At 71.1% G+C, this 24,231-nt stretch carries 25 protein-coding genes; 17 read left to right on the forward strand and 8 right to left on the reverse strand.

The window, feature by feature from the left end:
- Positions 1-21: 21 nt before the first annotated feature.
- Together RTA_RS13770 and RTA_RS13775 are read left to right on the forward strand one after the other, a co-directional pair.
- Positions 22-1,056, forward strand: a complete 1,035-nt coding sequence (locus tag RTA_RS13770) for a sensor histidine kinase (RefSeq protein ID WP_041675589.1) — start codon at positions 22-24, stop codon at positions 1,054-1,056.
- Entirely contained in the window at positions 1,053-1,850 is a 798-nt protein-coding gene (locus RTA_RS13775) for a LytR/AlgR family response regulator transcription factor (RefSeq protein ID WP_013902025.1), read from the forward strand. The genes RTA_RS13770 and RTA_RS13775 overlap by 4 nt, the downstream gene beginning before the upstream one ends.
- On the opposite strand, the gene RTA_RS13780 is transcribed toward RTA_RS13775, so the two are convergent.
- On the reverse strand, positions 1,851-3,671 hold the full coding sequence (locus tag RTA_RS13780; protein WP_013902026.1) for a thiamine pyrophosphate-requiring protein: 1,821 nt from the start codon (positions 3,669-3,671) through the stop codon (positions 1,851-1,853). It abuts the gene before it with no gap.
- 187 nt (positions 3,672-3,858) lie between these two features.
- On the opposite strand from RTA_RS13780, the gene RTA_RS13785 reads away from it, so the two are divergent.
- Both RTA_RS13785 and RTA_RS13790 read left to right on the forward strand, forming a co-directional pair.
- A complete protein-coding gene (locus RTA_RS13785; protein ID WP_013902027.1) occupies positions 3,859-4,410 on the forward strand; it encodes a DUF3455 domain-containing protein in 552 nt (183 codons plus the stop codon).
- Positions 4,411-4,748: 338 nt separating this feature from the next.
- Complete coding sequence (locus RTA_RS13790) at positions 4,749-5,000, forward strand: hypothetical protein (protein WP_041675590.1); 252 nt, start codon at positions 4,749-4,751, stop codon at positions 4,998-5,000.
- Between the two features lie 80 nt (positions 5,001-5,080).
- Here RTA_RS13790 and RTA_RS13795 read toward each other — a convergent pair whose 3' ends face one another.
- Positions 5,081-5,575 carry a hypothetical protein gene (locus RTA_RS13795; RefSeq protein WP_013902029.1) on the reverse strand — a complete coding sequence of 165 codons (495 nt, stop codon included), beginning with the start codon at positions 5,573-5,575 and terminating at the stop codon, positions 5,081-5,083.
- A 154-nt stretch (positions 5,576-5,729) separates the two neighbouring features.
- On the opposite strand from RTA_RS13795, the gene RTA_RS13800 reads away from it, so the two are divergent.
- From RTA_RS13800 to RTA_RS13810, 4 genes are all read left to right on the forward strand, one after another.
- A complete protein-coding gene (locus RTA_RS13800) occupies positions 5,730-7,520 on the forward strand; it encodes a glutamine--tRNA ligase/YqeY domain fusion protein (protein ID WP_013902030.1) in 1,791 nt (596 codons plus the stop codon).
- A 91-nt stretch (positions 7,521-7,611) separates the two neighbouring features.
- Entirely contained in the window at positions 7,612-8,733 is a 1,122-nt protein-coding gene (locus RTA_RS20780) for a hypothetical protein (RefSeq protein ID WP_013902031.1), read from the forward strand.
- 262 nt (positions 8,734-8,995) lie between these two features.
- Positions 8,996-9,346, forward strand: coding sequence for a GlpM family protein (locus RTA_RS13805; RefSeq protein WP_013902032.1), 351 nt, complete (start codon positions 8,996-8,998; stop codon positions 9,344-9,346).
- Between the two features lie 100 nt (positions 9,347-9,446).
- A complete protein-coding gene (locus tag RTA_RS13810; RefSeq protein ID WP_013902033.1) occupies positions 9,447-10,295 on the forward strand; it encodes a class I SAM-dependent methyltransferase in 849 nt (282 codons plus the stop codon).
- A gap of 5 nt (positions 10,296-10,300) precedes the next feature.
- Here the strand turns inward: RTA_RS13810 and RTA_RS13815 are convergent, their stop codons facing one another.
- Together RTA_RS13815 and RTA_RS13820 are read right to left on the reverse strand one after the other, a co-directional pair.
- Complete coding sequence (locus RTA_RS13815) at positions 10,301-10,789, reverse strand: glycine zipper domain-containing protein (RefSeq protein ID WP_226986076.1); 489 nt, start codon at positions 10,787-10,789, stop codon at positions 10,301-10,303.
- A 117-nt stretch (positions 10,790-10,906) separates the two neighbouring features.
- Positions 10,907-12,010, reverse strand: a complete 1,104-nt coding sequence (locus tag RTA_RS13820; protein ID WP_013902035.1) for an SDR family NAD(P)-dependent oxidoreductase — start codon at positions 12,008-12,010, stop codon at positions 10,907-10,909.
- Between the two features lie 149 nt (positions 12,011-12,159).
- On the opposite strand from RTA_RS13820, the gene RTA_RS13825 reads away from it, so the two are divergent.
- The 4 genes from RTA_RS13825 to RTA_RS13840 are packed head-to-tail and all read left to right on the forward strand — an operon-like array spanning position 12,160 to position 15,444.
- Positions 12,160-12,849 (forward strand): DUF3348 family protein, encoded by a 690-nt coding sequence (locus RTA_RS13825; protein WP_013902036.1) that lies wholly within the window; start codon positions 12,160-12,162, stop codon positions 12,847-12,849.
- Complete coding sequence (locus RTA_RS13830; RefSeq protein ID WP_013902037.1) at positions 12,846-14,204, forward strand: coiled-coil domain-containing protein; 1,359 nt, start codon at positions 12,846-12,848, stop codon at positions 14,202-14,204. The genes RTA_RS13825 and RTA_RS13830 overlap by 4 nt, the downstream gene beginning before the upstream one ends.
- Positions 14,201-14,854, forward strand: coding sequence for an OmpA family protein (locus RTA_RS13835; protein ID WP_013902038.1), 654 nt, complete (start codon positions 14,201-14,203; stop codon positions 14,852-14,854). Before RTA_RS13830 ends, RTA_RS13835 begins: the two co-directional genes overlap by 4 nt.
- Entirely contained in the window at positions 14,851-15,444 is a 594-nt protein-coding gene (locus tag RTA_RS13840; RefSeq protein ID WP_041675591.1) for a DUF2894 domain-containing protein, read from the forward strand. The genes RTA_RS13835 and RTA_RS13840 overlap by 4 nt, the downstream gene beginning before the upstream one ends.
- A 27-nt stretch (positions 15,445-15,471) precedes the next feature.
- On the opposite strand, the gene RTA_RS13845 is transcribed toward RTA_RS13840, so the two are convergent.
- Together RTA_RS13845 and RTA_RS13850 are read right to left on the reverse strand one after the other, a co-directional pair.
- Positions 15,472-15,918, reverse strand: coding sequence for a BON domain-containing protein (locus RTA_RS13845; protein WP_013902040.1), 447 nt, complete (start codon positions 15,916-15,918; stop codon positions 15,472-15,474).
- A gap of 104 nt (positions 15,919-16,022) precedes the next feature.
- On the reverse strand, positions 16,023-16,235 hold the full coding sequence (locus RTA_RS13850) for a hypothetical protein (protein WP_013902041.1): 213 nt from the start codon (positions 16,233-16,235) through the stop codon (positions 16,023-16,025).
- 179 nt (positions 16,236-16,414) lie between these two features.
- Here RTA_RS13850 and RTA_RS13855 point away from each other — a divergent pair, with 179 nt between their 5' ends.
- The gene (locus RTA_RS13855; RefSeq protein WP_013902042.1) at positions 16,415-17,023 is read left to right on the forward strand and encodes a DUF938 domain-containing protein; all 609 of its coding nucleotides are present in this window, start codon (positions 16,415-16,417) and stop codon (positions 17,021-17,023) included.
- Positions 17,024-17,047: 24 nt separating this feature from the next.
- Here the strand turns inward: RTA_RS13855 and RTA_RS13860 are convergent, their stop codons facing one another.
- Entirely contained in the window at positions 17,048-17,947 is a 900-nt protein-coding gene (locus tag RTA_RS13860) for a LysR family transcriptional regulator (RefSeq protein WP_041676432.1), read from the reverse strand.
- Positions 17,948-18,038: 91 nt separating this feature from the next.
- Between RTA_RS13860 and RTA_RS13865 the strand changes: the two genes are divergently transcribed.
- Genes RTA_RS13865 through RTA_RS13880 form a run of 4 tightly spaced genes read left to right on the forward strand, consistent with a single transcriptional unit; the run spans position 18,039 to position 21,918 of the window.
- Complete coding sequence (locus tag RTA_RS13865) at positions 18,039-18,998, forward strand: Bug family tripartite tricarboxylate transporter substrate binding protein (RefSeq protein ID WP_013902044.1); 960 nt, start codon at positions 18,039-18,041, stop codon at positions 18,996-18,998.
- On the forward strand, positions 18,995-19,924 hold the full coding sequence (locus RTA_RS13870; protein ID WP_013902045.1) for an NAD(P)-dependent oxidoreductase: 930 nt from the start codon (positions 18,995-18,997) through the stop codon (positions 19,922-19,924). Before RTA_RS13865 ends, RTA_RS13870 begins: the two co-directional genes overlap by 4 nt.
- 15 nt (positions 19,925-19,939) lie before the next feature.
- Positions 19,940-21,193 carry an alpha-hydroxy acid oxidase gene (locus RTA_RS13875; protein ID WP_013902046.1) on the forward strand — a complete coding sequence of 418 codons (1,254 nt, stop codon included), beginning with the start codon at positions 19,940-19,942 and terminating at the stop codon, positions 21,191-21,193.
- A 47-nt stretch (positions 21,194-21,240) separates the two neighbouring features.
- On the forward strand, positions 21,241-21,918 hold the full coding sequence (locus RTA_RS13880) for an RraA family protein (protein WP_013902047.1): 678 nt from the start codon (positions 21,241-21,243) through the stop codon (positions 21,916-21,918).
- A 21-nt stretch (positions 21,919-21,939) separates the two neighbouring features.
- Here the strand turns inward: RTA_RS13880 and RTA_RS21365 are convergent, their stop codons facing one another.
- Positions 21,940-24,210, reverse strand: a complete 2,271-nt coding sequence (locus tag RTA_RS21365; protein WP_143762980.1) for a hybrid sensor histidine kinase/response regulator — start codon at positions 24,208-24,210, stop codon at positions 21,940-21,942.
- Positions 24,211-24,231: the final 21 nt, after the last annotated feature.

A 24,231-nucleotide genomic window follows, 5' to 3' on the forward strand; every position in this document is an offset into this window, starting at 1 on the left:
GCGCCGGGCATACTGCGGCGCATGCCGCCGCGCCGCCCGCTGTCCCTGTCGTTCGCCCTGCGCGGGGTACAGGCGGCCGCGGCCAACACGCTGATCGCGCTGGGCCTCACGGCCTTCGGCGACGAGCCCTTCGGGCGCAACCTGCTGTATTCGCAGGGGATCGGCCTGTCGATCTGGGCGGCCATCGACGGCGGGCAGATGCTGCTGATCCGGGACTGGAGCACGCAGTGGCGCCGCATGGTGGCGATCGCGCCGGCCGGCGTGGCGGTCGGCTATGCCGTGGGGATCGCCGCCACCGACCGGGCCCTGGGGCGCGTGCCCTTCGTCGAATGGGCCGGCCAGCCGCGCCGGGCGCTGGGCTTCCTGGTGCTCAGCCTGGGCGCCGGCGTGGTGGTCACCTACTGGTTCGCCAGCCGCGAGCACATGGCCCAGGCGCGCGAGCGCCAGGCGCAGCTGCAGCGCGAGGCGACCGAGGCCAGGCTCAAGCTGCTGGAGACCCAGCTCGCGCCGCACATGCTGTTCAACACGCTGGCGAACCTGCGCGCGCTGATCGCGGTGGACGCGCCGCGCGCGCAGCAGATGCTGGACCACCTGATCGCCTACCTGCGCGCCACGCTGGGCGCCTCGCGCAGCGTCACGCATCCGCTGGCGGCCGAGTTCCAGCGCCTGCACGACTACCTGGCGCTGATGGCCATCCGCATGGGGCCGCGCCTGGCCTACGAGCTGCACCTGCCGCCGCAGCTGGCGCAGCAGCCCGTGCCCACGCTGCTGCTGCAGCCGCTGGTGGAGAACAGCCTGCAGCACGGCCTGGAGCCGCAGGTCCGGGGCGGCCGCATCGTGGTCGACGCCCGGCGCGAGGGCGGGATGCTGGTGCTGGAAGTCGCCGATACCGGTGCCGGCTTGGCCGGCACGCCGCCGGCCGACGGGCACGGCTTCGGCCTGGGCCAGGTGCGCGACCGCCTGGCCACCCTGTTCGGCCCCGCCGCCACCCTGGAGCTGGCGCCCATCGCCTCCGGCGGGACGCGCACCACCATCCGGCTGCCGCTGCCCGCATGAACGCCGCCCCCACCGCCCTGATCGCCGAGGACGAGCCCCTGCTGGCGCAGGCCCTGCAGGCCGAGCTGGCGCGCGCCTGGCCCGCCCTGCGCATCGCCGCCAGCGTGGGCGACGGCGCGGCGGCCGTGGCGCAGGCGCTGGCGCTGCGGCCCGCCGTGCTGTTCTTCGACATCCGCATGCCCGGGATGAGCGGCCTGGAAGCGGCCGCCGAGCTGGCCGACGCCTGGCCGGACGGCCAGCCCTTTCCCGCGCTGGTGTTCGTCACGGCCTACGACCAGTACGCGGTCCAGGCCTTCGAGGCCCAGGCCGTGGACTACGTGCTCAAGCCGGTGCAGCCGGCCCGGCTGGCCCGCACCGTGGCCCGGGTGCAGCAGCAGCTGGCCGGCCGCGGTACCGGCAACGCCCAGCTGGAGCAGGCGCTGGCCCAGCTGCGTCCGCTGCTGGCCGGCGCGGCGGCGCCGCCGGCAGCGCCGCTCACCGTGATCCAGGCCGGCATGGGCAGCACCATCCGCCTGGTGCCGGTGGCCGAGGTGCTGGTGTTCGAGGCCGCCGACAAGTACGTGCGCGTGCTCACCGCCGGCCAGGAGTACCTGATCCGCACGCCGCTCAAGGAACTGCTGCCGCAGCTGGATGCGCAGGCCTTCTGGCAGGTGCACCGCGGCACCTTGGTGCGGGCCACCGCCATCGACCGGGTGCTGCGCGACGAGGCGGGCCGGCTCACGCTCACGCTGCGCGGCCGGCCCGAACAGCTGCCGGTCAGCCGCCTGTACGCCCACCGCTTCAAGGCGATGTGATCAGGACGAAGATGAGGAGCTGGGCGCCTTGCGCCCGCGCAGCCCGGCCCAGACCTGCCGGGCGGTGGACTTGATCACCTCCAGCGCCTGCCCGTCGCCCTTGCGCAGCGCCTCGGTGAACTGCGCGGCCTGCTCCCGGGTGACGTTCGGCGGGATCGGCATCACGTTGGCGTCGGTCACCATCTCCAGCAGCACCGGCCGGTCGGTGGCGAAGGCCTCCTCGCAGGCCAGCGCCACCAGGCCGGGCCGGTCGATGCGCACGCCGCGCAGCCCCAGCATGCGCGCGTACTCGGCGTACGAGAACTCCGGCAGCAGCTGGGACTTGTCGAAGCGCGGCTCGCCCTCGGTGCCGCGCTGCTCCCAGGTCACCATGTTCAGGTCGCCGTTGTTCAGCACCAGCACCAGCAGGCGCGGGTCGCTCCAGCGCTTCCAGTCGCGCGCGATGTTGATCAGGGCGTTGATGCCGCTCATCTGCATCGCGCCGTCGCCCACCAGCGCCACCACCGGCCGGCCGGGATGGGCGTACTTGGCGGCCAGCGCGTAGGGGATGGCGCAGCCCATGGAGGCGAGGCCGCCCGAGCCCGAGCCCATCATCTGCCCCCGCATCTGGATGTTGCGGGCGTACCAGGCGGCCACCGTGCCCGAGTCCCAGGCGAGGATGGCGTCCTGCGGCAGCCGCGGCGAGAGCTCGTGGAACACCCGCTGCGGGTTGATCGGCCCGGCGGACTCCACCAGGGCGCGCTCGCGCAGCACCTGCTGCCAGCGCGCCACGCCGGCCTCGATGCGCTGGCGCCATTCGCGGTCCACCTTGGGCTGCAGCAGGGGCAGCAGCGCGCGCAGCACGGCCCGGCTGTCGCCCACCAGGTTCACCTCGGTCGGGTAGCGCAGGCCCAGGCGCCGGCCGTCGATGTCGATCTGCACCGCCCGCGCCCGCCCCTCGCGCGGCAGGAACTCGGAGTACGGGAAGGAGGTGCCCACCATCAGCAGCGTGTCGCACTGGTCCATCAGCTCCCAGCTGGCGTCGGTGCCCAGCAGTCCGATGGCGCCGGTGACGAACGGCAGGTCGTCCGGCACCGCAGCCTTGCCCAGCAGCGCCTTGGCGATGCCCGCGCCCAGGCAGTCGGCCACCTCGACCAGCTCGGCGCCCGCATGCAGCGCGCCGGCGCCGGCCAGGATGGCGACCCGCTCGCCGGCGTTGAGGAGGTCGGCCGCGCCCTGCAGCTGGGCCGGGTCGGGCGCGCCGGTCTGCACCGTCACGCCGATGCCGCTGTGCACCGTGCCGTGCTGGTGCGGCGGCTCCTCCACCGCCTTCTCGCGCTGCAGATCGCTGGGCAGGATCACGCAGGTCACGCTGCGCCGGTCGCGCGCGATGCGCATGGCGCGGTCGATCAGGTGCCGCACCTGGCCGGGCGAGGCGGCCATCTGCACGAACTCGCCGGCCACGTCCTTGAACAGGCTGAGGAGGTCCACCTCCTGCTGGTAATCGCCGCCCAGCGCGGCGCGCGCCTGCTGGCCCACCAGGGCCACCACCGGCTGGTGGTCGGCCTTGGCGTCGTACAAGCCATTGAGCAGGTGGATGGCGCCGGGGCCCGAGGTGGCGATGCACACGCCGACCTCGCCGGTGAACTTGGCATGGGCCGTCGCCATGAAGGAAGCCAGCTCCTCGTGCGCCGTCTGGACGAACTCCACCCGGTCCTGCTGGCGGTTCAGGGCGCCCATGACGCCGTTGATGCCGTCGCCGGGGTAGCCGAAGACGCGGCGCACGCCCCAGGCGTGCAGCCGCTCGACGATCTGGTCGCTGACATTTTTATCGTTGCTCATAGGGCCAGCTTAGAAAGCGCACGGGACCGCATCGTAGTCGGCGCACGGCAGGCCCGGTAGGCCGGGGCCGACCCGGTCTTTTATGGATGTGCTTGAATCCGCCTCGGCAACTGCCGCGTAGTCGCCCAGACGCTTGCGTCCGATGTTCTCCCAAACCAAAGCAACCCGAATCAAGGAGCTTGAAACCATGATGATCCGTACCGCCCTCGCCGCCAGCGCGGCCGCCCTGCTGGCCGCCTGCGCCGGCAACCCGATGGCCTCGGCCAAGGCTTACGACCAAGCCACGCTGCCGGCCGCCGTCCAGGTGCCGGCCGGCAACCGGGTGGCCATGGAAACCGTGGGCGTGGGCGAGATCACCTACGAATGCCGGGCCAAGGCCGGTGCCGCCGGCCAGTTCGAATGGGTGTTCGCGGGCCCCGATGCCAAGCTGATGGACCGCGCCGGCAAGCAGGTGGGCAAGTACTACGGCCCGCCCGCGACCTGGGAAAGCATGGACGGCTCCAAGCTGACCGCCACCCAGGTGGCCGTGGCCCCCAATGCCACCGGCAACATCCCGCTGCAGCTGGTCAAGGCCAACCCCGCCACCGGCACCGGCGCCATGAGCGGCACCACCTACATCCAGCGCGTGGCCACCCAGGGCGGCGTGGCCCCGGCCGCGGCCTGCACCCAGGCCAACCTGGGCGCCAAGCAGATGGTGAAGTACCAGGCCGACTACATCTTCTACAAGGCCGCGATGTAAGAACAAACGGGACGCAACGGTCCAGCTGCGGCAGTGTCCGGCACATGATGTCGGCGCTGTCCTACAAGAAGCCAGCAGGTGAAACGGTCTACTACAACCCGATCACCCCGACTCCTCTGAGTCCCCTCCTCCTCCGGGGTGAGCTGGTCCGGCCCTCCGTCCCGCGACTGGCATGTTGCCCCCAGGCCCACCGCCTGGGGGCCTTTTTTTGCCCGCCGGTTGCGCCCGCTTACGCTTGTTGACACAACGAGGCGATAGGGTCGAGTAGGGATGCTCCTACCGGTGGTGCTGACCGGGTCGGGCATGGGATCAGCAGCGGCGGCCTTACCTTACAGGGCATGGCTCTCAGCGACCACCCCACCGCCCGAGACCCGGAGGACAAACGCACCCCCGGCCGGTCCAAGGTACGCGCCGAAGGCCCGGTAAGCCGCGCGCTCAAGCGCGGCAAGAGCGGCTATGGCGTGGAAAGCCTGCGGCCGCACCTGGCCGACCAGCTGGTGCTCAAGGACCTGTTGCGCTCCACCTATCCGCCGAACAAGGACAAGTCCCTGGACGAGGACGAGGACAAGTCCAACCAGGCCGACGGCTGAGGCCGGCGGCTGCGCCACGCGAAAAAAACCCCCGGACCGCGCACGGCCGGGGGTACCCTTGGAAACCTGAGGTTCCGCGATCAATCGTCGTGGTCGCGGTGGTGCTTCTTCCAGTGCCTGCGATCGTCGTGGCCGTGCCTCCAGTGCCTGCGGTCGTCCCGGTCGTCCTTCCAGTGGCGATGGCCGTGACCGTAGTAGCCATGGCCGCGGCCGCCGTAGTACACCGGGGCCGGCTGCACGTACACGGGGGCCGGCTGGACGTAGCCGTGCCGGTAGCCGCGCGGGTAGACCACCTGCGGCTGGGTGTAGACCGGCTGGGGGTAGACGTACATCGGGGGCGGCGCATAGACCGGCGCCGGCTGCACGTAGACCGGGGCGGGCTGCACATAGACGGGAGCCGGCTGCACCACCACCGGCCGGTGGTTGCCCACGCCGACCGAGACGCCCGGGGCCGCGTCCACGCCGATGGACCAGTAGACGTTGTCGCGCGCCTGCGCCAGCGGCGCGGCGGCCAGTGCCGCCAGCCCCAGCAGGGCCGAGGCGGCCTGGAGGACAAGGGAACGGCTGATGAACATGGAAGCTCCTTGCGGGTGGAGGGCACCTGGCCCTGGTTCCCATTTAACGCCGGGCCCAAGCGCCCGATTACGGCCGTTCGGTCAAGTCCGTTGCCAGACGTAACTCAGCCTTCAGTCAGTCACCGATGACCCGGCCACCTAAAATGGTTTCTATATGACGTCGCCCGCCGATAAAGACAGCCTAAAACCCAGCAATTTCCTGCGCCAGGTGATCGACAGGGACCTGGCCCAGGGCACCTATGCCGGCCGCCACTGGGCGGGCCACCCCGCCGACGCGGCCACCCACCAGGCCGGCCAGCCCGACCCGGCCCGCATCCGCACCCGCTTCCCGCCCGAGCCCAACGGTTATTTGCACGTGGGCCATGCCAAGAGCATCTGCCTGAACTTCGGCCTGGCGCGCGACTACGGCGGCGTGTGCCACATGCGCTTCGACGACACCAACCCGGAAAAGGAAGAGCAGGAGTACGTCGACAGCATCAAGGACGCCGTGCGCTGGCTGGGTTTTTCCTGGGACGCGAACGGCACCAGCCACCTCTACCAGGCCAGCGACTACTTCGACTTTATGTACCGGGCCGCCGAGTACCTGATCCAGGCCGGCCTGGCGTACGTGGACGAGCAGACGCCCGAGGCGATGCGCGCCAGCCGCGGCGACTTCGGCAAGCCGGGCGTGGACAGCCCGTTCCGCACGCGCAGCGTGGACGAGAACCTGGCCCGCTTGCGCGAGATGCGCGCCGGCAAGCTCCCCGACGGCGCCGCCGTGCTGCGCGCCAAGATCGACATGGCCAGCCCGAACATCAACATGCGGGACCCGGCCCTCTACCGCATCAAGCACGAGGCGCACCACCACACCGGCGACGCGTGGTGCATCTACCCGATGTACACCTACGCCCACCCCATCGAGGACGCGCTGGAGAACATCACCCACAGCCTGTGCACGCTGGAGTTCGAAGACCAGCGGCCGTTCTACGACTGGCTGCTGGACCGGCTGCGCGAGGGCGGTTTGATCAACACGCCGCAGCCGCGCCAGTACGAATTCGCGCGGCTGAACCTGACCTACGTGATCACCAGCAAGCGCAAGCTCAAGGCGCTGGTGGACGAGGGCCACGTGGGCGGCTGGGACGACCCGCGCATGCCCACCATCGCGGGCCTGCGCCGGCGCGGCTACACGCCCGAGAGCCTGCAGCTGTTTTCCGAGCGCATTGGCGTGAGCAAGGCCAACGGCTGGATCGACTTCAGCATCCTGGAAGCGGCGTTGCGCGACGACCTGGACCCGAAGGCGGCCCGCGCGATGGCGGTGCTGGATCCGGTGAAGCTGGTGATCGAGAACTGGGGCGAGGTGATGGGCAGCGACGACAAGCTGGACGAGTGCACCGCCCCGGTCCACCCGCACGACGAGAGCCGCGGGCGGCGCAAGTTCATGTTCGGCCGCGAACTGTGGATCGAGCGCAGCGACTACGAGGAAACGCCGCCCAAGGGCTTCTTCCGTTTGTTCCCCGGCAACAAGGTGCGCCTGAAGTACGGGCACGTGGTGGAGTGCATCGGCGCCACTCGCAACGCCGCGACCGGCGAGATCGAGACCGTGCGCGCGCGCCTGGTGCCGGACACCAAGAGCGGCACGCCGGGGGCGGATGCGGTGAAGGTGAAGGGCAACATCAGCTGGGTGGGCGTGGCCGATGGGATCAAGGCGGAGGTGCGGCTGTACGACCGGCTGTTCTCGGTGGCGCAGCCGGATACGACGGAAGGCCGCGACTGGCGCGAGGAGTTGAATCCGGAGTCGCTGAAGGTGGTGACGGCCTACCTGGAGCCTTCGCTGGCGTCAGCGAAGGGGGATGAGAAGTTCCAGTTTGAGCGGCATGGGTACTTTGTGGCGGATCGGAAGGAGCACGCGGGCGGCAAGCCGGTGTTCAACCGCATCACCGGCCTGAAGGACAGCTACGGCAAGTAGCCCCTATTTTCAGCCACTATCCCGTCCTTTACTCCTGCAACCGCGCTGAAGGACAGTCGAGCAAGGCAATAACGCAGACGAGGTAAAAAGGATGGAACTAGCGCGTTTTCATCGTGCAATTCATGTCATACATTCGGATATATCGAACACTGAAATCGAGACGAAACTTACTCGACTTATTTCTTCACTTGATCAAGTGGCGGCCAGCCCAGGAAATCAGGACTATGCAAAAGTATTCCGTGAACAACTTGATGATCTTCGATCGTCCCTAAATAGCAGTTCGCTTAACGATCCAGAGGATGCAGATGTCGCGCAAGTCATTGAAGACTTGTCTCTTGAGGGGCATGTTGGCACTGGTTTTGCACGGCGGATATTGAAGGCGATCACGCAAAATCAGCTGGCGCCTCAAGCCGCATCGGCAGAGCTTACGAAGTTAAGGGACGAAGTCTTCGGCAAGCTCCGTCTTATCAGTTCAGTCGACTCAGCCTTCACGACGCTACAGGTTGATTACGCACGTTTAGATGGTGGTGAGGGCGAGATGCGGATCGCAGTGCCGTTTGCCTCTGAAACTCATACGTTAGAAGAGTTGGCTAAAGAAGCTCGGGAGTGGGACAAAATCTGTGCCGCTATATCTGAGGCCTTCGATCCTGAACGCACTCCGGTAACGGTTCGAACGGTATCTACAGGCTCGCTGTTGCTATACCTTGCTGGAACTCCCGCCTTTATATGGGGAGTTAGCAAGTGTCTAAAGGGGGTGAATAGTATCCTTGGGGAAGTAATAAAAATGCGCAAGCTGTACGGCGAGCTTGTGAAATCCAATGTGCCGAGGGAGGCGCTAGCACCGATTGAACAGCACAATGCAGGGAAAGCGAAATTTGATTTAGATGCTCTCGCGACAACAATCATTGAGGAGCACTACAAAGGTAACGACGAGGGAAGAAAGAACGAGCTCCGGAATTCCTTATCTATGGCGCTACAGCGGTTGGCGCGAAAGTTGGCAGATGGCGCTGATGTGCGATTGCGGTTGACTGCGCCGAAGAAACCAAAGATTGCAGAAGGTGTAGAGCCAACACCGGAGCAAGTTGCGCAGATCGAGGCAGCAGATAAAGTTGCGGCGCTTGAAGCGGATGTCCGCTTAGCTCGCGTCCAGCTTGAGTATGAAGGTGATAACCAGGACCTGATTGCCGCTTTGCCCGCTCCTCAAACCGAGTGAAGAAGGCACGCAAGGTGGAGCCAGTCGCATGTCGAAGGCCATCGGAGGAGGGGTGCGCGGCCTCCCGATTCTTGCGGCGGTTAGCGTGTACTCGGCCGGGTGTGACGACGCCTGCCTAAGCCAAGTTGGAGGGTCCGAGTTCTCGGCAAAGACCTTGAGCTTACCCAGCGCCTCTTCCCACTGCCATCGAATGACTTGCGCGCTTATTACAGGTTGCGCTTCATTTTCCCATTACTAAGCTCACCTCATCCGGCGGTTAAGCTTGCTCTCCCTCTTGCTCAAATCCCTGCTCGGCGCGGCCGCGGTGCTGGTGATTGCGCTGCTGTCCAGGTCGCGCGTGTTCTACGTCGCGGGCCTGGTGCCGCTGTTCCCGACCTTCGCGCTGATCGCGCACTTCATCGTGGGCACCGAGCGCTCGGGCGCCGACCTGCGCACCACCGCCCTGTTCGGCCTGTGGTCGCTGCTGCCGTATGCGGTGTACCTGCTGACGGTGTACGGCCTGTCCGTGCGGCTGCCGCTGGTCTCCACCCTGGTGCTGGCAACACTGGCCTGGGTGCTGGCGGCCGCCGTGCTGCTGTGGGGCTGGGGCTGGTACACGGCCCCGGCTGCCTGAGTCGTCAGAGGGCCGCCCCACAGCCAGCCGGATTGCTGGCACTATTTCGGGCGCCCCATGCTTTGCCGTCGTGGGCTTCGTCATCAGTCCAGGAGAGTCCATGCAACCCACCCGCCGCCAACTCCTCACCACCGCCTCCGCCGCCCTGTTCTTCCCCCTGCTCCCCGGCTGTGCCCAGGTCGATCTGCGCGAGGGCGCGGACTACACACCCACCGTCGGCCAGCCCGGCAAGGACGTGGTCTGGGTGCCGACGCCGGACGCGGTGGTGCAGCGCATGCTCGACCTGGCCGAGGTCAAGGCGGGGGACCGGGTGGTGGACCTGGGCTCCGGCGACGGCAAGATCGCCATCGCGGCGGCCAAGCGCGGCGCGCGCGCGCGGGGCATCGAATACAACCCGGACATGGTGGCCCTGGCCCGCCGCAACGCACGCGAGGCGGGCGTGCAGGTGGATTTCGCGCAGGGCGACATCTTCCAGGCCGATTTTTCCGACGCGGACGTCATCACGCTCTACCTGCTGCCCAGCCTGAACGAGCAGCTGCGCCCCATCCTGCTGAAGATGAAGCCCGGCACGCGCGTCACCTCGCACCAGTTCCGCATGGGCCCCTGGACGCCCGACCGCACCGACGAGGTGTCGGGCCGGGACGCGCACCTGTGGATCGTGCCCGCCTCGGCGGACGGCGCCTGGACGCTGCGCGCCGGCGACGGGGCCTCGCTGCAGCTGCAGCTGCGGCAGCAGTTCCAGATGCTGGACGGCCACGCCCTGGCCGGTAGCCAGCGGGTGCCGCTGGAACTGGCGAGCCTGCGCGGCCGCGCCATCCGGTTCGACGTTCCGGGCGGCACCGCCGGCACGCTGCGCTTCGAGGGCACGGTCGACGGCGGCCGCATGAGCGGCACGGTGGGGCCCCTGGCCGGCGGGCCGCGCGTGCCGTTCACCGGCACGCGCGGCTGAGCGGGTCAGCGCCCGTCGCGGTCCGAATCGCCCGGCATGGCGCGCTCGGCGCTGTCGCTCAGGCGGTGCCAGGCGTCGCGCGAGGCGTGCCGCGCGTGGTCCCACTCCATCGACGACGTGCCGCGCGCCGTGCCCCAGTCGCGGCTCAGGTCGGATTCGACGTCGTCGAAGTTGCGGTCCGGGTACTTCTCGTACGACTGCGCGCCGTAGCGGTACGCGGGCGAATACTCGTCGTAGCTGGCACCGCTCTTCACGTACGGCCGCGACGAGTAGTTGTCGCGCCAGTACGTGTCTTCCGCGGAATGGTCGACCTTCGCGCGCCGGCCGGTCACCGCACCGACCACGGCACCGACGGCAGCGCCGATCACGGCACCCGCCGGGCCCGTCAGCCCGCCGGCCAGCGCACCAGTGGCCGCGCCGCCGGCCACGCCGCCCGCCACGCCACCGACGGCGGCGCCGACACCGGCCTTGGCGGCGGGTTTTTCGTTGTTCATTTGGTCACGATCACGCTCGTTCATGTGATAACTCCTGAAGTTGCTGGTCTAGTGACCGTAGACCCATGCGAGGGCGGCCGCTGTTGGTGTTCATGCCGCATTCCGGACAGTCCAGTCCTATGGCACTGTCGGCCGAGCACCGACGGCACCCGGCGGCTCCCGGTGGCCACCATCGACGCCCCGGCCTACCTCTACCGGCCGGTGGAGCGAGCCGCTGGTCGCCGGCGCCGGCGGTGCCTTCTCCATCTGGTAGCGGTGCATCACATCAGCCGACAGCCGCTCGCTGAGGTCCGGCGCCACGCGGTGGCCCGCGTACGCCAGGTTGGCCTTCCACCCCACCGGGAACTCCTCGCGCGGATGCAGCGACACCCAGACGACCGCGTCGGCCACCTTCCGGGGGTCGTCCGGCAGGATCACCGCGGGTTCGCGCCCGCTGTGGTTGGAGGCGTGCTGGAAGAACGGCGTGTCCACCGCCCAGGGCATCACGGTGGAGACAGCCACCTTGCGCAGGCCGGCCAGGCGCAGTTCCTCGTTCAGGGCACGCCCCAGCGCCAGGATCGCCGCTTTGGTGGACGCGTACGAGGCGTGGTAGGCCAGCGGGCTTTCGCTCTCGATGGAGCCCATGTTCACCAGCGAGCCGAAGCCCTGCTGCCGGAACTGGCGCAGCGCGACATGGCTGCCGTGGATCACGCCCTTGAGGTTGACGTCGACCACGCGCGCGTGGTCCTCCAGCGGCACGTCCACGAAGCGGCCGATGGTGCCCACGGCCGCGTTGTTGATCCACACATGGATGGGGCCGAAGCGGGCCAGCGTCTCGCGCATGACCCGGGCCATGTCGTCGGCCCGCGAGACGTCGGCCGTCACGGGCAGCGCCTGGCCGCCGCGCGCCTGGACCTCGGCCGCCACCTCGCGCAGCAGCTCGGTGCGGCGGGCGACCAGCACCACGTTCGCGCCCATCGATCCCAGCTTCTCCGCGACGCCGCGGCCGATGCCGCTGGAGGCGCCGGTCACCACGTAGGTCTTGCCGGCCACCTCGGCGCGGTCGACGTGGCCGACCGTCGCGCAGCCGCCCAGCGCAAGCAGCCAGCAGGCCAGCAACAGGGGAAGGAGGCGCGCGAGAGGGGTGCCGGGTCGCATGTCGAAGACTTGCGGAAGAGGGATGGACAGGCTCTCGATTCTGGCGACGCGCGCGGCCGGCGTGTGCCCGGCCGCGCGTGACACGCCGCCTTCCTACGCCGAGCTGGAGGGGTCCGGCCAGCCCCCTGTAGCGCCTGGATGCAATCGCGCGGCGGCTGGACGGTATTGAGCTCAGCAGATCGTTTCTAATACGGGCCCGCCGCAGGGTCGCCTGGGGCGCGGAGGATCGTTTTTTGTACAGCACCCCCATTGGCCCTTCGAATCTGGTGCGTCTGCTGGCCGCCTGGGCGCCCGTCGACGCGAACGCGTCCGCCATGGACGTGGCCGAGCGCATGGGCCTGGCCATCGGCCCGCTGGACGCGATCCGGCTGCAGGCGGCGCAGCAGTCCCTGCGCGTCAGCGGTGCTGCGCCCGCCGGCGCGCCGCCGAAGGCGCGGGCCTACCAGCAAGCCCAGGCGCTGGCCGGGGAGGTGCAGAAGGTGCGCGGCGTGCTGGCCCGGGCCGTCGCGCAGGACCCGCTGGCCCTGGCCCACTACGCGGCTGCCGACGCCGAGGCCGCCGGCTACGCGCCATGGCAGCAGCGCCACCTGGAACTGCAACGCCAGATGGGCCAGATGGTGGGCGCGCTGCGCGACCATGCGCGGCAGACCGTCGCGCGCACCGCGCCCCGGCTGCAGCCCCTGGCCACGCTGGACGCAGCCTTCGAACAACTGCACGCCCCGCGCGAGCAGGCCCTGCTGCCCACCACGGCCGCCCTGCTGGAGCGGCGCTTCAACGCGCTGCGGTCGGCGGATCCCGCCTGGCTCGCCAGCTTCGCGCACGACTGGCGCCAAGCCCTGCTGGCCGAGCTGGACCTCCGGCTGGAGCCCGTGATGGGCCTGCTGGAGGCGCTGCGCCACGAAACCGGATCACCCACGCCATGAGCCACCGTTTCTTCTTCACCCTCGCCTTCGTCCTGGGCCTGCTCGCCCTGGCCTGGGTGGGCCTGGGCTTTGTCGGCACCAGCTGGCTGGCCCTGGCCATGACCGTGCTGATCGCCGCGGTGTACGGCGTGGGCGCGTTCGAGCTGCGGCAGTTCCGCGCCGCCACGGCCGCCCTGCACGATGCCCTGGAGCAGGGCCTGGCCACTGCGCCCGCCGCCCTGCCCGACTGGCTGGAGCGGGTGCCCGCGGCGCTGCGCCCCGTGGTGCGCCTGCGCATCGAGGGCGAGCGCGGCGTCCTGCCGGGCCCGGCGCTCACGCCCTACCTGGCGGGCCTGCTGGTCATGCTGGGCATGCTGGGCACCTTCCTGGGCATGGTGGTCACCTTCCAGGGCGCGGTATTCGCGCTGCAGGGCTCGACCGACCTGCAGGCCATCCGCTCCTCGCTGGCCGAGCCGATCCGCGGGCTGGGCCTGTCGTTCGGCACCTCGGTGGCCGGTGTCGCCGCGTCGGCCATGCTGGGGCTGATGTCCGCGATCAGCCGGCGCGAGCGGGGGGAGGTGGCGCGCCTGCTCGACACCCGCGTCGCCACCGTGCTGCGGCCGTTCTCGGCCACGCAGCACCGGCAGGAGACCCTGCTGGCGCTGCAGGCGCAGGCCCGCGCGCTGCCCGAGGTGGTGCAGGCCCTGCACGCCACCATGGAGCGCATCGAGCGCCGCAGCGAGCAGCTGGATACCCGGCTGCTGGAGCGTCAGGCGCAGCTGCAGCGCGAGGTAACGGCCGCCTGCACCGGGCTGGCGCAGCAGGTCGGCGCCTCGCTGCAGGACCACTTGGCCGCGGGCACCCAAGCCGCGGGCGCGGCCATCCGGCCCGTGGTCGAGCAGGCCATGGCGCAGGTGGTGGGCGAGTCGCGCCAGCTGTACCAGCGCCTGGGCGAGGTCGCGCAGGCCTCGGGCCAGCAGCGCACGGCCATCGAGGCGATGGTGGGCTCGGCCGCCACGGCGCTGGCGCAGGCCCATGATCGCTTCGCGCAGACGCTGCAGGCGCAGGCGGCGCAGGCCGCCGACGTATCCGCCCAGGCGGCGGGCAGCGCGGTGGAACTGGCCAGCCTGGCCGAGGCCTTCGGCGCCAGCGTGCAGCAGTTCCAGTCCAGCCAGGACAGGCTGGCCGAGACCCTGCAGCGCGTGGAGGCGTCGCTGCAGCGGTCCACCGCGCGCAGCGACGAGCAGCTGGCCTACTACGTGGCCCAGGCACGCGAGGTCATCGAGCTGAGCGTCGCCTCGCAGCAGGCGGTGATGGACAGCCTGCGCCAGCTGCAGCAGGGCAAGGCGCGGCCGCTGGCGGAAAGCGTGGCATGACCGGCGAACTGGACGACGGCGACGCCGCCGCGCAGGACGTGGCGCCGGTCTGGTCGGTCTTCGGGGACCTGATGGCCGGGCTGGTGGGCGCCTTCGTGCTGGTGCTGGTGGGCGTGCTGGTGGGCCAGATGGACTTGGTGGCCAGCCTGAACGCCGAGATCGAGAAACGCCGCATCGAGGAGCAGCGCCGCATGGCGCTGGAGAAGGCGCTGGCGGTCCCGCTCGCCTCCGGCCGCATCACGGTGGACAACGGCCGCATCGGCATCAGCGGCAGCGTGCTGTTCCCCGTCAACTCCGACCAGCTGCGGCCCGAGGGGCGGCAGCTGCTCAGGAGCCTGGTGCATCCGCTGCGGGTCTACCTGGGCGAGCGCAACGAGCTGCTCATGGTCAGCGGCTTCACCGACGACAAGCCGATCTCGGAAGGCAACCGCCGTTTCGCCGACAACCTGGAGCTGTCGGCCCAGCGCGCGCTGAACGTGACGCGCGCGCTGGTGGAGGACGGCATGCCGGCCGCGCAGGTGTTCGCCGCCGCCTTCGGGCCGGAGCAGCCGGTGGCCTCCAACGCCAGCGAGCAGGGGCGGGCGCTGAACCGGCGGGTGGAAATGGCCCCGGTGCCGCGCACGCCGGCCACCCCCGCCGCCCCGCGATGACCGGGGAGCCGGAACAGGCCCTGGCAGCCAGGCTGGCGTCCCTGCGCGAGAGCGGCGACTGGCGCGCCGACCCGGTGCGCTTCGGCTACCTGGAGGCCTTGTCCGCGCGCATCCCCGGCCAGCGGGCCACCGTGCGCCGCCTGCTGGCGAGCAAGCTGCAGTCCGCGCTGGACGACTATGCCCTGCGGCTGCGCGCCCCCGCGCCGGCCGCGGCGGCGGCGCCGGCCGACACGACCTGTGCGCCGCTGGCCGAGCTGAACGCGCACATCCGGCGCGCGGCGCCGGAGGGCGCTTCGCCGCCCCATGAGCTCGCCAGCGTGAGCCGCTTCCGCCGCGCCTGGGAAGGCGGCCGCACGCTGGACCAGCTGGAACAGGCCCTGGCGCGGCGACCGGCCAATGCCGGCCCGCTCAACTCGCACGCGCTGGTGCTGCGCTCGCTGGGCCTGATGCAGGCGCTGTCCATGGACTACCTGCGCCGCTTCCTCGGCCATGCCGAGACGCTGCAGTGGCTGGAACAGGCACGCGACCAGTACCGGCGCGAGAGCGCCCGCACCGCCAAGCCGGCCGCGCGCAGCCGGCGCCGCAAGTAAGCCGGCGCCGCCGCGGTGCCAGGTGGCTCAGGACATGTGGGAAGACACGCGCTCGGCCGCCCGCACCGCCGGCTGGCCCTGCGGCGGCGCGATCTCGTCCGGCGAACCCTGGATCTGCGCCTGGTTGTCCACCGACGTCACGCCGGTCGTGCTTTCCAGCTCGGCCATGAGCAGGATCACGTCGCGCGCCTGGACCTCGCCGCGCAGCGTCACGCGGCCGCCGCTCACCTCCACCTGGAGGGCCTGGGGGTTGTGGAGGGTGCGGTCCACGCGCGAGCGGATCCGCTCGCGCAGTTCGTCGTCGGTTTTCGGCGGCGCGTGGGTAGGCCAGTCCGGCAGGTCCCGGGACATGAGCTCATCGGTGCCGCGCGCGCCGACACCCGCGCCCCGGGGGGCTTGGCTGGCGCGGGAGCCGAGGTACTGGTTCAGCAAAGCGCCGAACACTGCCCCGGCAAGAAAGGACATCATCTTCATGGCGGTGCTCCTTGCGGCAGGGTGGGCATTCACCCTGCCCATGCGCTCACTGTGCAACGGCACCGCCTCGGCCGTTTGTAGGACGCCCGCTGCCGGGCGCGCCGTCAGCGTTCCTTGGAAGCGTGCCCGGGCTTGTGCCCGCCGCCACTGCGCTCCATGCAGATCTCGCGGTGCAGGCGGTCGGCGCTCTCGCGCAGCCGCCGGGCTTCGCGGCGCAGTTCGTCGGCAGGCCCGCCGTGCTGGGCGGCGGCCCGCTCGGCATCGCGTGCGGACGCGTGGGTCATGCCCCACAGGGCGATCTTTTCCGTCATGTTCATCGCTGTGCCTCCAAGAGACTGCGCCAGAGGTTTACAGGCAGCGTCGCTATTCTTGGGTGTACCGCGCATGAGCCATGTAGGAAGACGCCGGAATCGTCGCCGGGTTTAACGGCGGTGTTCCCTGCCATGCGGTGGCAAACTTCGGGGCCCCTTGCCACGCCTCCGAGCCCCGACCCGCCGTGACCGGCCTTCCTCACAGCGCCGCCGCCGATCGCAACAAGCAGCCCATCCTCGATGCGCTGCTGCAGGTGCTGCCGGCCCGCGGCACGGCGCTGGAGATCGCCTCCGGCACCGGACAGCATGCCGCGTGGTTTGCCGCCGCGCTGCCGGGCTGGAGCTGGCAGCCCACCGACGCCGACCCCGACATGCTTCCGGTGATCGCCGGCTGGACGGCGCAGGCCGGCGTGGGCAATGTCCACCCGCCCCTGCTGCTGGACGTGATGGCGCCGCAGTGGCCGCCCCTCGCGCAGCGCTTCGACGCGATCTACTGCGCCAACCTGCTGCATATCGCGCCCTGGCCCACCTGTGCCGCGCTGATGCAGGGTTGCGCGCGGCACCTGGCGCCCCACGGCGTGCTGGTGACCTACGGTCCCTACCTGGAAGACGACGTCGTCACCGCGCCGGGCAACCTGGCCTTCGACGAGAGCCTGCGCGCCCGCGACCCCGCCTGGGGCATCCGGCGGCTGGAAGACGTGCGGCGCGAGGCGCAGCGCGCGGGCCTGGACCTGCGGCAGCGGCACGCCCTGCCGGCCAACAACCTGCTGCTGGTGTTCGGCTTCCAGGGCTGAGCCCGGCCCGGCCAGGCAGCCGGCTCACCACAGCGGACTGGGCTTGGTGAAGTCCACCGTCTGCGCCACGGCCTCGCGCATGCGCGCCAGCAGCGGCCGGCTGTCGTCGCGGCGCCATTGGAAGGTGTACTGCAGCGGCGGCAGTGCCGGCCGGCTGCGCAGCTCCACCACCGCCTGGCGGTCGGCCATCTGGCGCAGCCAGCCCTGGGGAAACAGGCCGATGCCCACGCCCGCCGCGATCAGCCCGGCGATGGCCGCCAGGTTGTTGCAGGTCAGGCGGCGCCCGGCTTCCAGGTTGTTCACGGCCAGCCAGTGCTCCAGCATGCGGGTGGGGCCCGCCGCCGCGGGCATGGTGATGAGCGCCGCCTCCTGCAGCAGCCGCGCGTCGACGGTGCGCCGCGGGCCCACCAGCGCCGGCGCGGCCGCCCACGAGAAGTGCACTTCGGCGATGGCCTGGCTGGCGACGGTGCTGCGCGAGGAATAGCCCGCCACCACCGCGAAATCCAGCTCCCCGCTCTCCAGCCGCCGCTCCAGGGCGGCGCCCAGGTCCACCTGCGGCTCCAGCACCAGGTCCGGGTGCCGGGCGCGCAGGCCGGCCACCAGGTCCGGCAGCCAGGTCAGCGCGGCGAGTTCGCCCACGCCGAAGCGGCAGTGGCCCCGCAGGCCGCCGCTGTCGGCCGCCTGCGCGCGCATCTCCTCGGCCAGCCCCAGCATGCGGCGCGCCAGCGGGAGCAGCTGCCCGCCGGCCTCGGTCAGCACCGCCCGGTGCCCGCTGCGGTCGAACAAGGGCCTGCGCAGCTGCCCCTCCAGCTCGGCGATGCGCTTGGACAGCGTGGACTGCGACACGTGCAGCCGCCCGGCCGCCACGGCGAAGCTGGCGACGCTCGCCGCCCAGTAGAAGGCCTCCAGCTGCTTGAGCGTCATGTTCTTTCGGAAAAGCGAAGGAGCAGCTTCGATTTTTATCACTTTTCCGGCGCGCGCCCGGTGCCGAGAATCGGGCGGCAGGAGACATGCCATGCACCAGACCCCGCTCACCCGGCGCCAGCTCGGCGTCCTGGGCCTGTCGTCCCTGGCCGCGCCCGCCTGGGCCCAGCCGGATTGGACGCCCGCCCAGCCCATCACCATCCTGGTGGGCTTCGCGCCCGGCGGCTCGGCCGACCAGATCGCGCGGCAGCTGTCCTTCGCGGCCAAGAACGTCCTGCCCGTGCCGGTGGTCGTGGTGAACAAGGTGGGCGCCGCCGGCGCCATCGCCGCCCAGCAGGCCGCCGAAGCCAGGCCGGACGGCTACACGCTGTTCGTGGGCGGCGGCAGCGAGACCACCTCGGTCGGCCACTTCAAGCCCCTGCCCTACGACCCGCGCAAGTCCTTCACGCCGGTGATCAAGGTCTCGCGCGCGCCCAGCATCCTGGCGGTGAAGGCCGACTCCCGGTTCGCCGACATGAAGGCGCTGCTGGCCGAGGCCCGCCAGGCGCCGGAGAAGGTGTCGTACGGCTCCACCGGCGAAGGCGGCATCTTCCACGCCACCGGGCTGGTGTGGGAGAAGCAGGCCGGCATCAAGCTGCTGCACGTGCCGTACAAGGGCGCGGCCGATTCCATGAACGCGCTGCTCGGCGGCCAGGTGGACTGCGCCTTCGGCGCCTACGAGGAGATGAAGGCCATGATCGACGCCGGCCGCGTGCGGCCGCTGGCGCTGTTCTCCCGCACGCGCATGCCGCAGCTGCCGAATGTGCCGACCATGACCGAGCTGGGCGTGCCCGTCGCGCTGGACAACATGAAGGGCCTGATGGGCCCGGCCGGCATGCCGGCGCCGGTGGTGCGCTACCTGCACGACGGCTTCCGCCAGGTGATGCAGACGCCGGAATGGAAGGACTGGGTGGCCAGGTCCGGCCTGACCCAGGACTACGCCGACGGCGCCGCCTGGCAGAAGGAGGTCGTCGAGGCGTACGAGCTGATCGGCAAGGCGGTCGCCAAATGAGCCTGCGCGGTCCTTTCGGTCCCCACAGCGCCATCGGCTTCGTCGGCCTGGGCGTGATGGGCGGCGGCATGGCGCGCTGCCTGCTGCGCAAGGGCTGCAGGCTCCAGGTGTACGCACGCCAGCCGCAGGTGGCGCAGGCGTTCGCGCAGGCCGGCGCGCAGGTGGCCGGCCAGGTGTCGGCGCTGGGTGCCTGCGACCTGGTGCTGCTCAGCCTGCCCGACGCCGCGGCGGTGCAGCAGGTGCTGTTCGGCGCCGGCGGCCTCGCGGCCGCGCTCCAACCCGGCAGCTGCGTGGTGGACACCAGCACCATCGCCGCCACCTCGGCACGCGAGTTCGGCGCCCGGCTGCGCGAGCGCGGCATCTGGTTCCTCGACGCGCCGGTCAGCGGCGGCCAGCAGGGCGCCGAGGCCGGCACGCTCGGCTGCATGGTGGGCGGGCCCGCGGAAGCCGTGGAGGCCTGCCGCGAAGTGATGGGCGCCTTCTGCAAGACCCTCACGCACGTGGGCGAACTCGGCGCGGGACAGACCGTGAAGGCCTGCAACCAGGTCGCCGTCGCGGGTGCGCTGCTGGGCGTCGCCGACGCCATCGCCCTGGCCCGCCAGCAGGGCGTGGACCCGGCGCTGATGCGCGAGGTGCTGCTGGGCGGCTCGGCCCGCAGCTTCTCGCTGGAAAAGCACGGGCCGCGGATCATCGAAGGCTCGTTCACGCCGGGCTTTCGCGCGCAGCTGATGCGCAAGGACCTGCGCCTGGCGCTGGAGACGGTCCAGGCCGGCGGCGGCGTGCTGCCGGCGGCGGCGCTGGCCGAACGCCTGCTGGACGAGCTGTGCGAAGGCGGCCGCGCCGACTGGGACTGGTGCGCCCTCGCGCTGCAGGTGCAGCAGATGAACGGGATGCCCATCCCGCGGCAGCAGGAGCCCTCTTCCTGAGGCGCGGGCGGAACCATGCAGTTGCCAACCCCCCGCAGCGCAGCGGCCGGCGTGCCGGACGCGCCGCCCCAGCCGCGCGGCAGCAGCCGCGCGCGGCCCGCGCTGGCGGCGCGGCATGCCGGCATCCTGTGCCTGGACGACTTCGACGCAGCGGCGCGGCGCCACCTGCCCGCGCCCGTGTATGCCTACGTCGCCGGGGCCGCCGAGACCAACCAGTCCTGGCGCGAGAACCGCGCCGTGTTCCAGCACTACGCCTTCGTGCCGCGCGTGCTGGTGGACATCAGCCAGCGCAGCACGGCCACCACGCTGTTCGGCCGGCGCTACGACGCGCCCTTCGGCATCGCGCCCATGGGCCTGGCGGCGCTGTCGGCCTACCGCGGCGACCTGGTGCTGGCCCAGGCCGCGGCCCGCGAGAACGTGCCCATGGTGATGAGCGGCTCCTCGCTGATCCGGCTGGAGGACGTGGCCCAGGCCAACCCCGGGGCCTGGTTCCAGGCCTACCTGCCGGGGGACGATGCCGCCATCGCGGCGCTGCTGCAGCGCGTGCAGGCGGCCGGCTACCAGACGCTGGTGGTCACGGTCGACACCGCCGTCGGCGCCAACCGCGAGAACAACGTGCGCGCGGGCTTTTCCATCCCGCTGCGGCCGTCGCTGCGGCTGGCCTGGCAGGGCCTGTCGCATCCCCGCTGGCTGTTCGGCACCTTCCTGCGTACGCTGGCGCGGCACGGCATGCCGCACTTCGAGAACAACTATGCGAGCCGCGGCGCGCCCATCCTGTCGCCCAACGTGGAGCGCGACTTCTCCGACCGCGGCCACCTGAACTGGCGGCATTTCGCCATGATCCGCAAGCTCTGGCCCGGGCACCTGGTGCTCAAGGGCGTGCTCGATCCGCGCGATGCGCGCATGGCCGCCGACGCGGGCGCCGACGGCATCATCGTGTCCAACCACGGCGGCCGCCAGCTCGACGGCGCGGTGGCGCCGCTGCGCGCGCTGCCGCGGATCGTGCAGGCCTGCCCCGAGGTGCCCGTGATGCTCGATAGCGGCGTGCGCCGCGGCAGCGACGTGCTCAAGGCGCTGGCGCTGGGCGCCCGCTTCGTCTTCGTCGGCCGGCCGTTCAGCTTCGCGGCCGCCGTGGCCGGCGAGGCCGGCGTGCTCAGGGGCATCGAGCTGCTCAAGCAGGAGGTCTCGCGCGACATGGCGCTGCTGGGCATCACCTCGCTGGACCAGCTGGGCCCCGGCTTCCTGGTGCGCGGCGCGCCCGAGGGCTGACGCGCTACCCTCCCCTCCTTCCATTCCCTCCTTCAAGGCATCCCACCATGGTCGGTCTCCAGATCCTCAAGCGCCAGCGGCGCATCAGCGAACGCCTGGTCCAGGCATTCGCCGGCGTTCCCGTCGCCAACATCAGCGACTGCATGTCGCGCATGACGGCCGGCGGCCCGCGCCTGCGGCCCATGCACAAGAGCGGCCGGCTGGGCGGCGCGGCTCTGACGGTCAAGACCCGCCCGGGCGACAACCTGATGATCCACAAGGCGCTGGCCCTGGCCGAACCGGGCGACGTGATCGTGGTGGACGCCGGCGGCGACCTGACCAATGCGCTGATCGGCGAGCTGATGGTGAGCTACGCGGTCAGCCGCGGCATCGCCGGCTTCGTGATGAACGGCGCCATCCGCGACCTGGACATGATCGGCAGCGGCAGCTTCCCCGTGTATGCGGCCGGCGTCACCCACCGCGGGCCGTACAAGGACGGCCCGGGCGAGATCAACGTGCCCGTCGCCATCGACGGCATGGTCATCCACCCCGGCGACCTGATGGTGGGCGATGCCGACGGCCTGCTGTGCGTGCCGTTCGACCAGGCCGAGGCGATCCTGGCCGCGGCCAACCAGAAGAGCGCCGCGGAACAGAAGACGCTGCAGAACATCGCCGCCGGCCGGCACGACACCTCGTGGGTGGACGCGGCGCTGCAGCGCATCGGCTGCGACCCGGTCCCGCGCTGAGGCCGGCCGAGCGCCGGGCTGTCAGCGCCCCACCCGCTCGCCCAGCACCTCCATCAACGCCTGCGGCGCCACCGGCTTGGTCATGTGCGCGTCGAAGCCGGCGGCCTGGGCCGCGTCCTGGTCGCTCTGCTGGCCCCAGCCGGTCACCGCGATCAGCACCGGCTGGCGCTTCAGGCCCGGCTGGGTGCGGATGCGGCGGCAGACCTCGTAGCCGTCGATGTCGGGCAGGCCGATGTCCAGCAGCACGGCGTCGGGGGCGCGCTCCTGGACGGCGCGCACGGCCGACTGGCCGTCGTGCGCCACGGCCGTGCCGTAGCCGTGCATGCCCAGCAGGTCGGCCAGGGTGTCGGCCGCGTCCCGGTTGTCGTCCACCACCAGCACCTGCAGGCCGGCGCTTTTCTCCTGCGTGCCGCGGGCCTGCGGCGCCGCGGGCGGGACGGCAGCCTGCGGCGCCTCGGCCAGGGGCAGCTCGATGCGGAAGGTGCTGCCGTGCCCCAGCCCGGCGCTCATGGCGCGGATGGTTCCGCCGTGCAGCTCCACCAGCCGGCGCGTGAGCGCCAGGCCGATGCCCAGGCCGGTGTTGCCGCCATGGCCGCTGTGCCGCTCCTGCACGAACAGCTCGAAGATGCGGTGCAGGTTGTCGGCGCTGACGCCCACCCCGCTGTCCTGCACCTCGACCACCGCCTGCGTGCCCTGCCGCATCACGCGCACCACCAGCCGGCCGCCACGGGGGGTGAACTTCACCGCGTTGTTCAGCAGGTTCACCACGCACTGCGTCAGGCGCGTGGCATCGCCGTTGACGAAGGGCGGCGGCGCGGCGATGTCCTGCTCCAGCACCAGGCCCGCCTGCGCCGCCGCGTCGCCCACGGCATCCACCGCGGCCGCGGCCACCTCGCCCAGGTTCACCGGCTCCTGGCGCAGGTGGATGCGGCCCAGCGTGATGCGCGAGACGTCCAGCAGGTCGTCCACCAGGCGCGACAGGTGCAGCACCTGCCGCTCGATGATCGAGCGTGCGCGCTCCACCACGGGGTCGGCCGGGGCGCGCCGGCGGATCAGCTCGGCCGAGGTGCGGATCGGCGCCAGCGGGTTGCGCAGCTCGTGGGCCAGCGTGGCCAGGAACTCGTCCTTCTGCCGGTCGGCCTGGCGCAGCAGCGCCTCCTGGTTCTGCGCCACGGTGCGCAGCGTCTGCTCCTGCACGCGCTGCCGCTCGGCCTGGGCGCCGTCGCGCAGGGCCTGGGCCAGCAGGTCGATCTCGGCGATGCCGGTGTCGCGCTCGGGCGGCGGCGGGCGGCCCACGCGCACGTCCTCGCCCAGCTCGCGCAGCGGACGCGCCAGGCGCCGGCTCAGCAGGCCGGCCAGCACCACGCTGGCCACGAAGGCGGTGAGCAGCAGGGCCAGCCAGGCCAGCGAGGTGAGCCGCGTCGGAAAGAGGTGGCCGGGATGGGGCTGCGACACCCGCACGATGAAGCCGTTTTTGCGCGACACGGCATAGGCGCCCATGAGGGGTGTGCCGTCGCGCGAGGTGGCGCGGTACAGGCCGTGCAGGGCCCCTGGCCGCGTCGTGATGGGCACGGCCTTGTCCCCGAGGCGGGCCGCGGCGGCGCCGTTGGCGGCGACCACCACGCCGCGGCGGTCCACCAGGCCGGCGCGGACCTCGGGCACGGTCACCGACGAGCGGATCATCTCCTGCAGCACGGCGGGCGGGTACGACAGGATCAGCGCGTAGCGCGAGCGGCCGTCGCGCTGCACCGGGACGGACACCGACAGCGCCGGCCGGTTCACCTGCACGCCGTAGTACAGGTCGCTGTAGGCCGGCTGGCCGGTGTCGAAGGCCTGGCGCGACAGGTTGCCGGAGCTCAGGGGCAGGGAGCGCCCCTCCCACAACGCCTCCTTGTGCTGCTCGCCCAGCTTCCACAGGTTGGGCAGCGGCTGGCCCCAGGGCACGACGGTGTTGAGCAGCGCCTGGCCGTCCGGGCCCACCAGCACGATCAGGCTGCCCGGCACCTTGCGCGTCACTTCCGACGCGAACCGGTGCATCTGCTGCCAGTCGCCTTCGTCGATCATCGGCGAGGCGGCCAGCACCTGCAGCTGCGCGATGCCGCGGTCGAACTCGGCGTCCGAGGCCTGCACCAGCGCGTGCGCCAGGGCCAGCAGGCGGGTCTGCGCCAGCCGGTTCTCCTGGCTGGTCTGCCATGTCAGCAGCGCCAGCGTGCCGAGCAACAGGGGGGCGATGACCGCTGCCAGCAGCCGCCCGAGCACGTGGTTGAGGTTCCTGGGCTTGAGTAAAGGCATCGGGGGCGCGGGGATCGAGGC

Source organism: Ramlibacter tataouinensis TTB310 (assembly GCF_000215705.1).
GTDB lineage: Bacteria > Pseudomonadota > Gammaproteobacteria > Burkholderiales > Burkholderiaceae_C > Ramlibacter > Ramlibacter tataouinensis.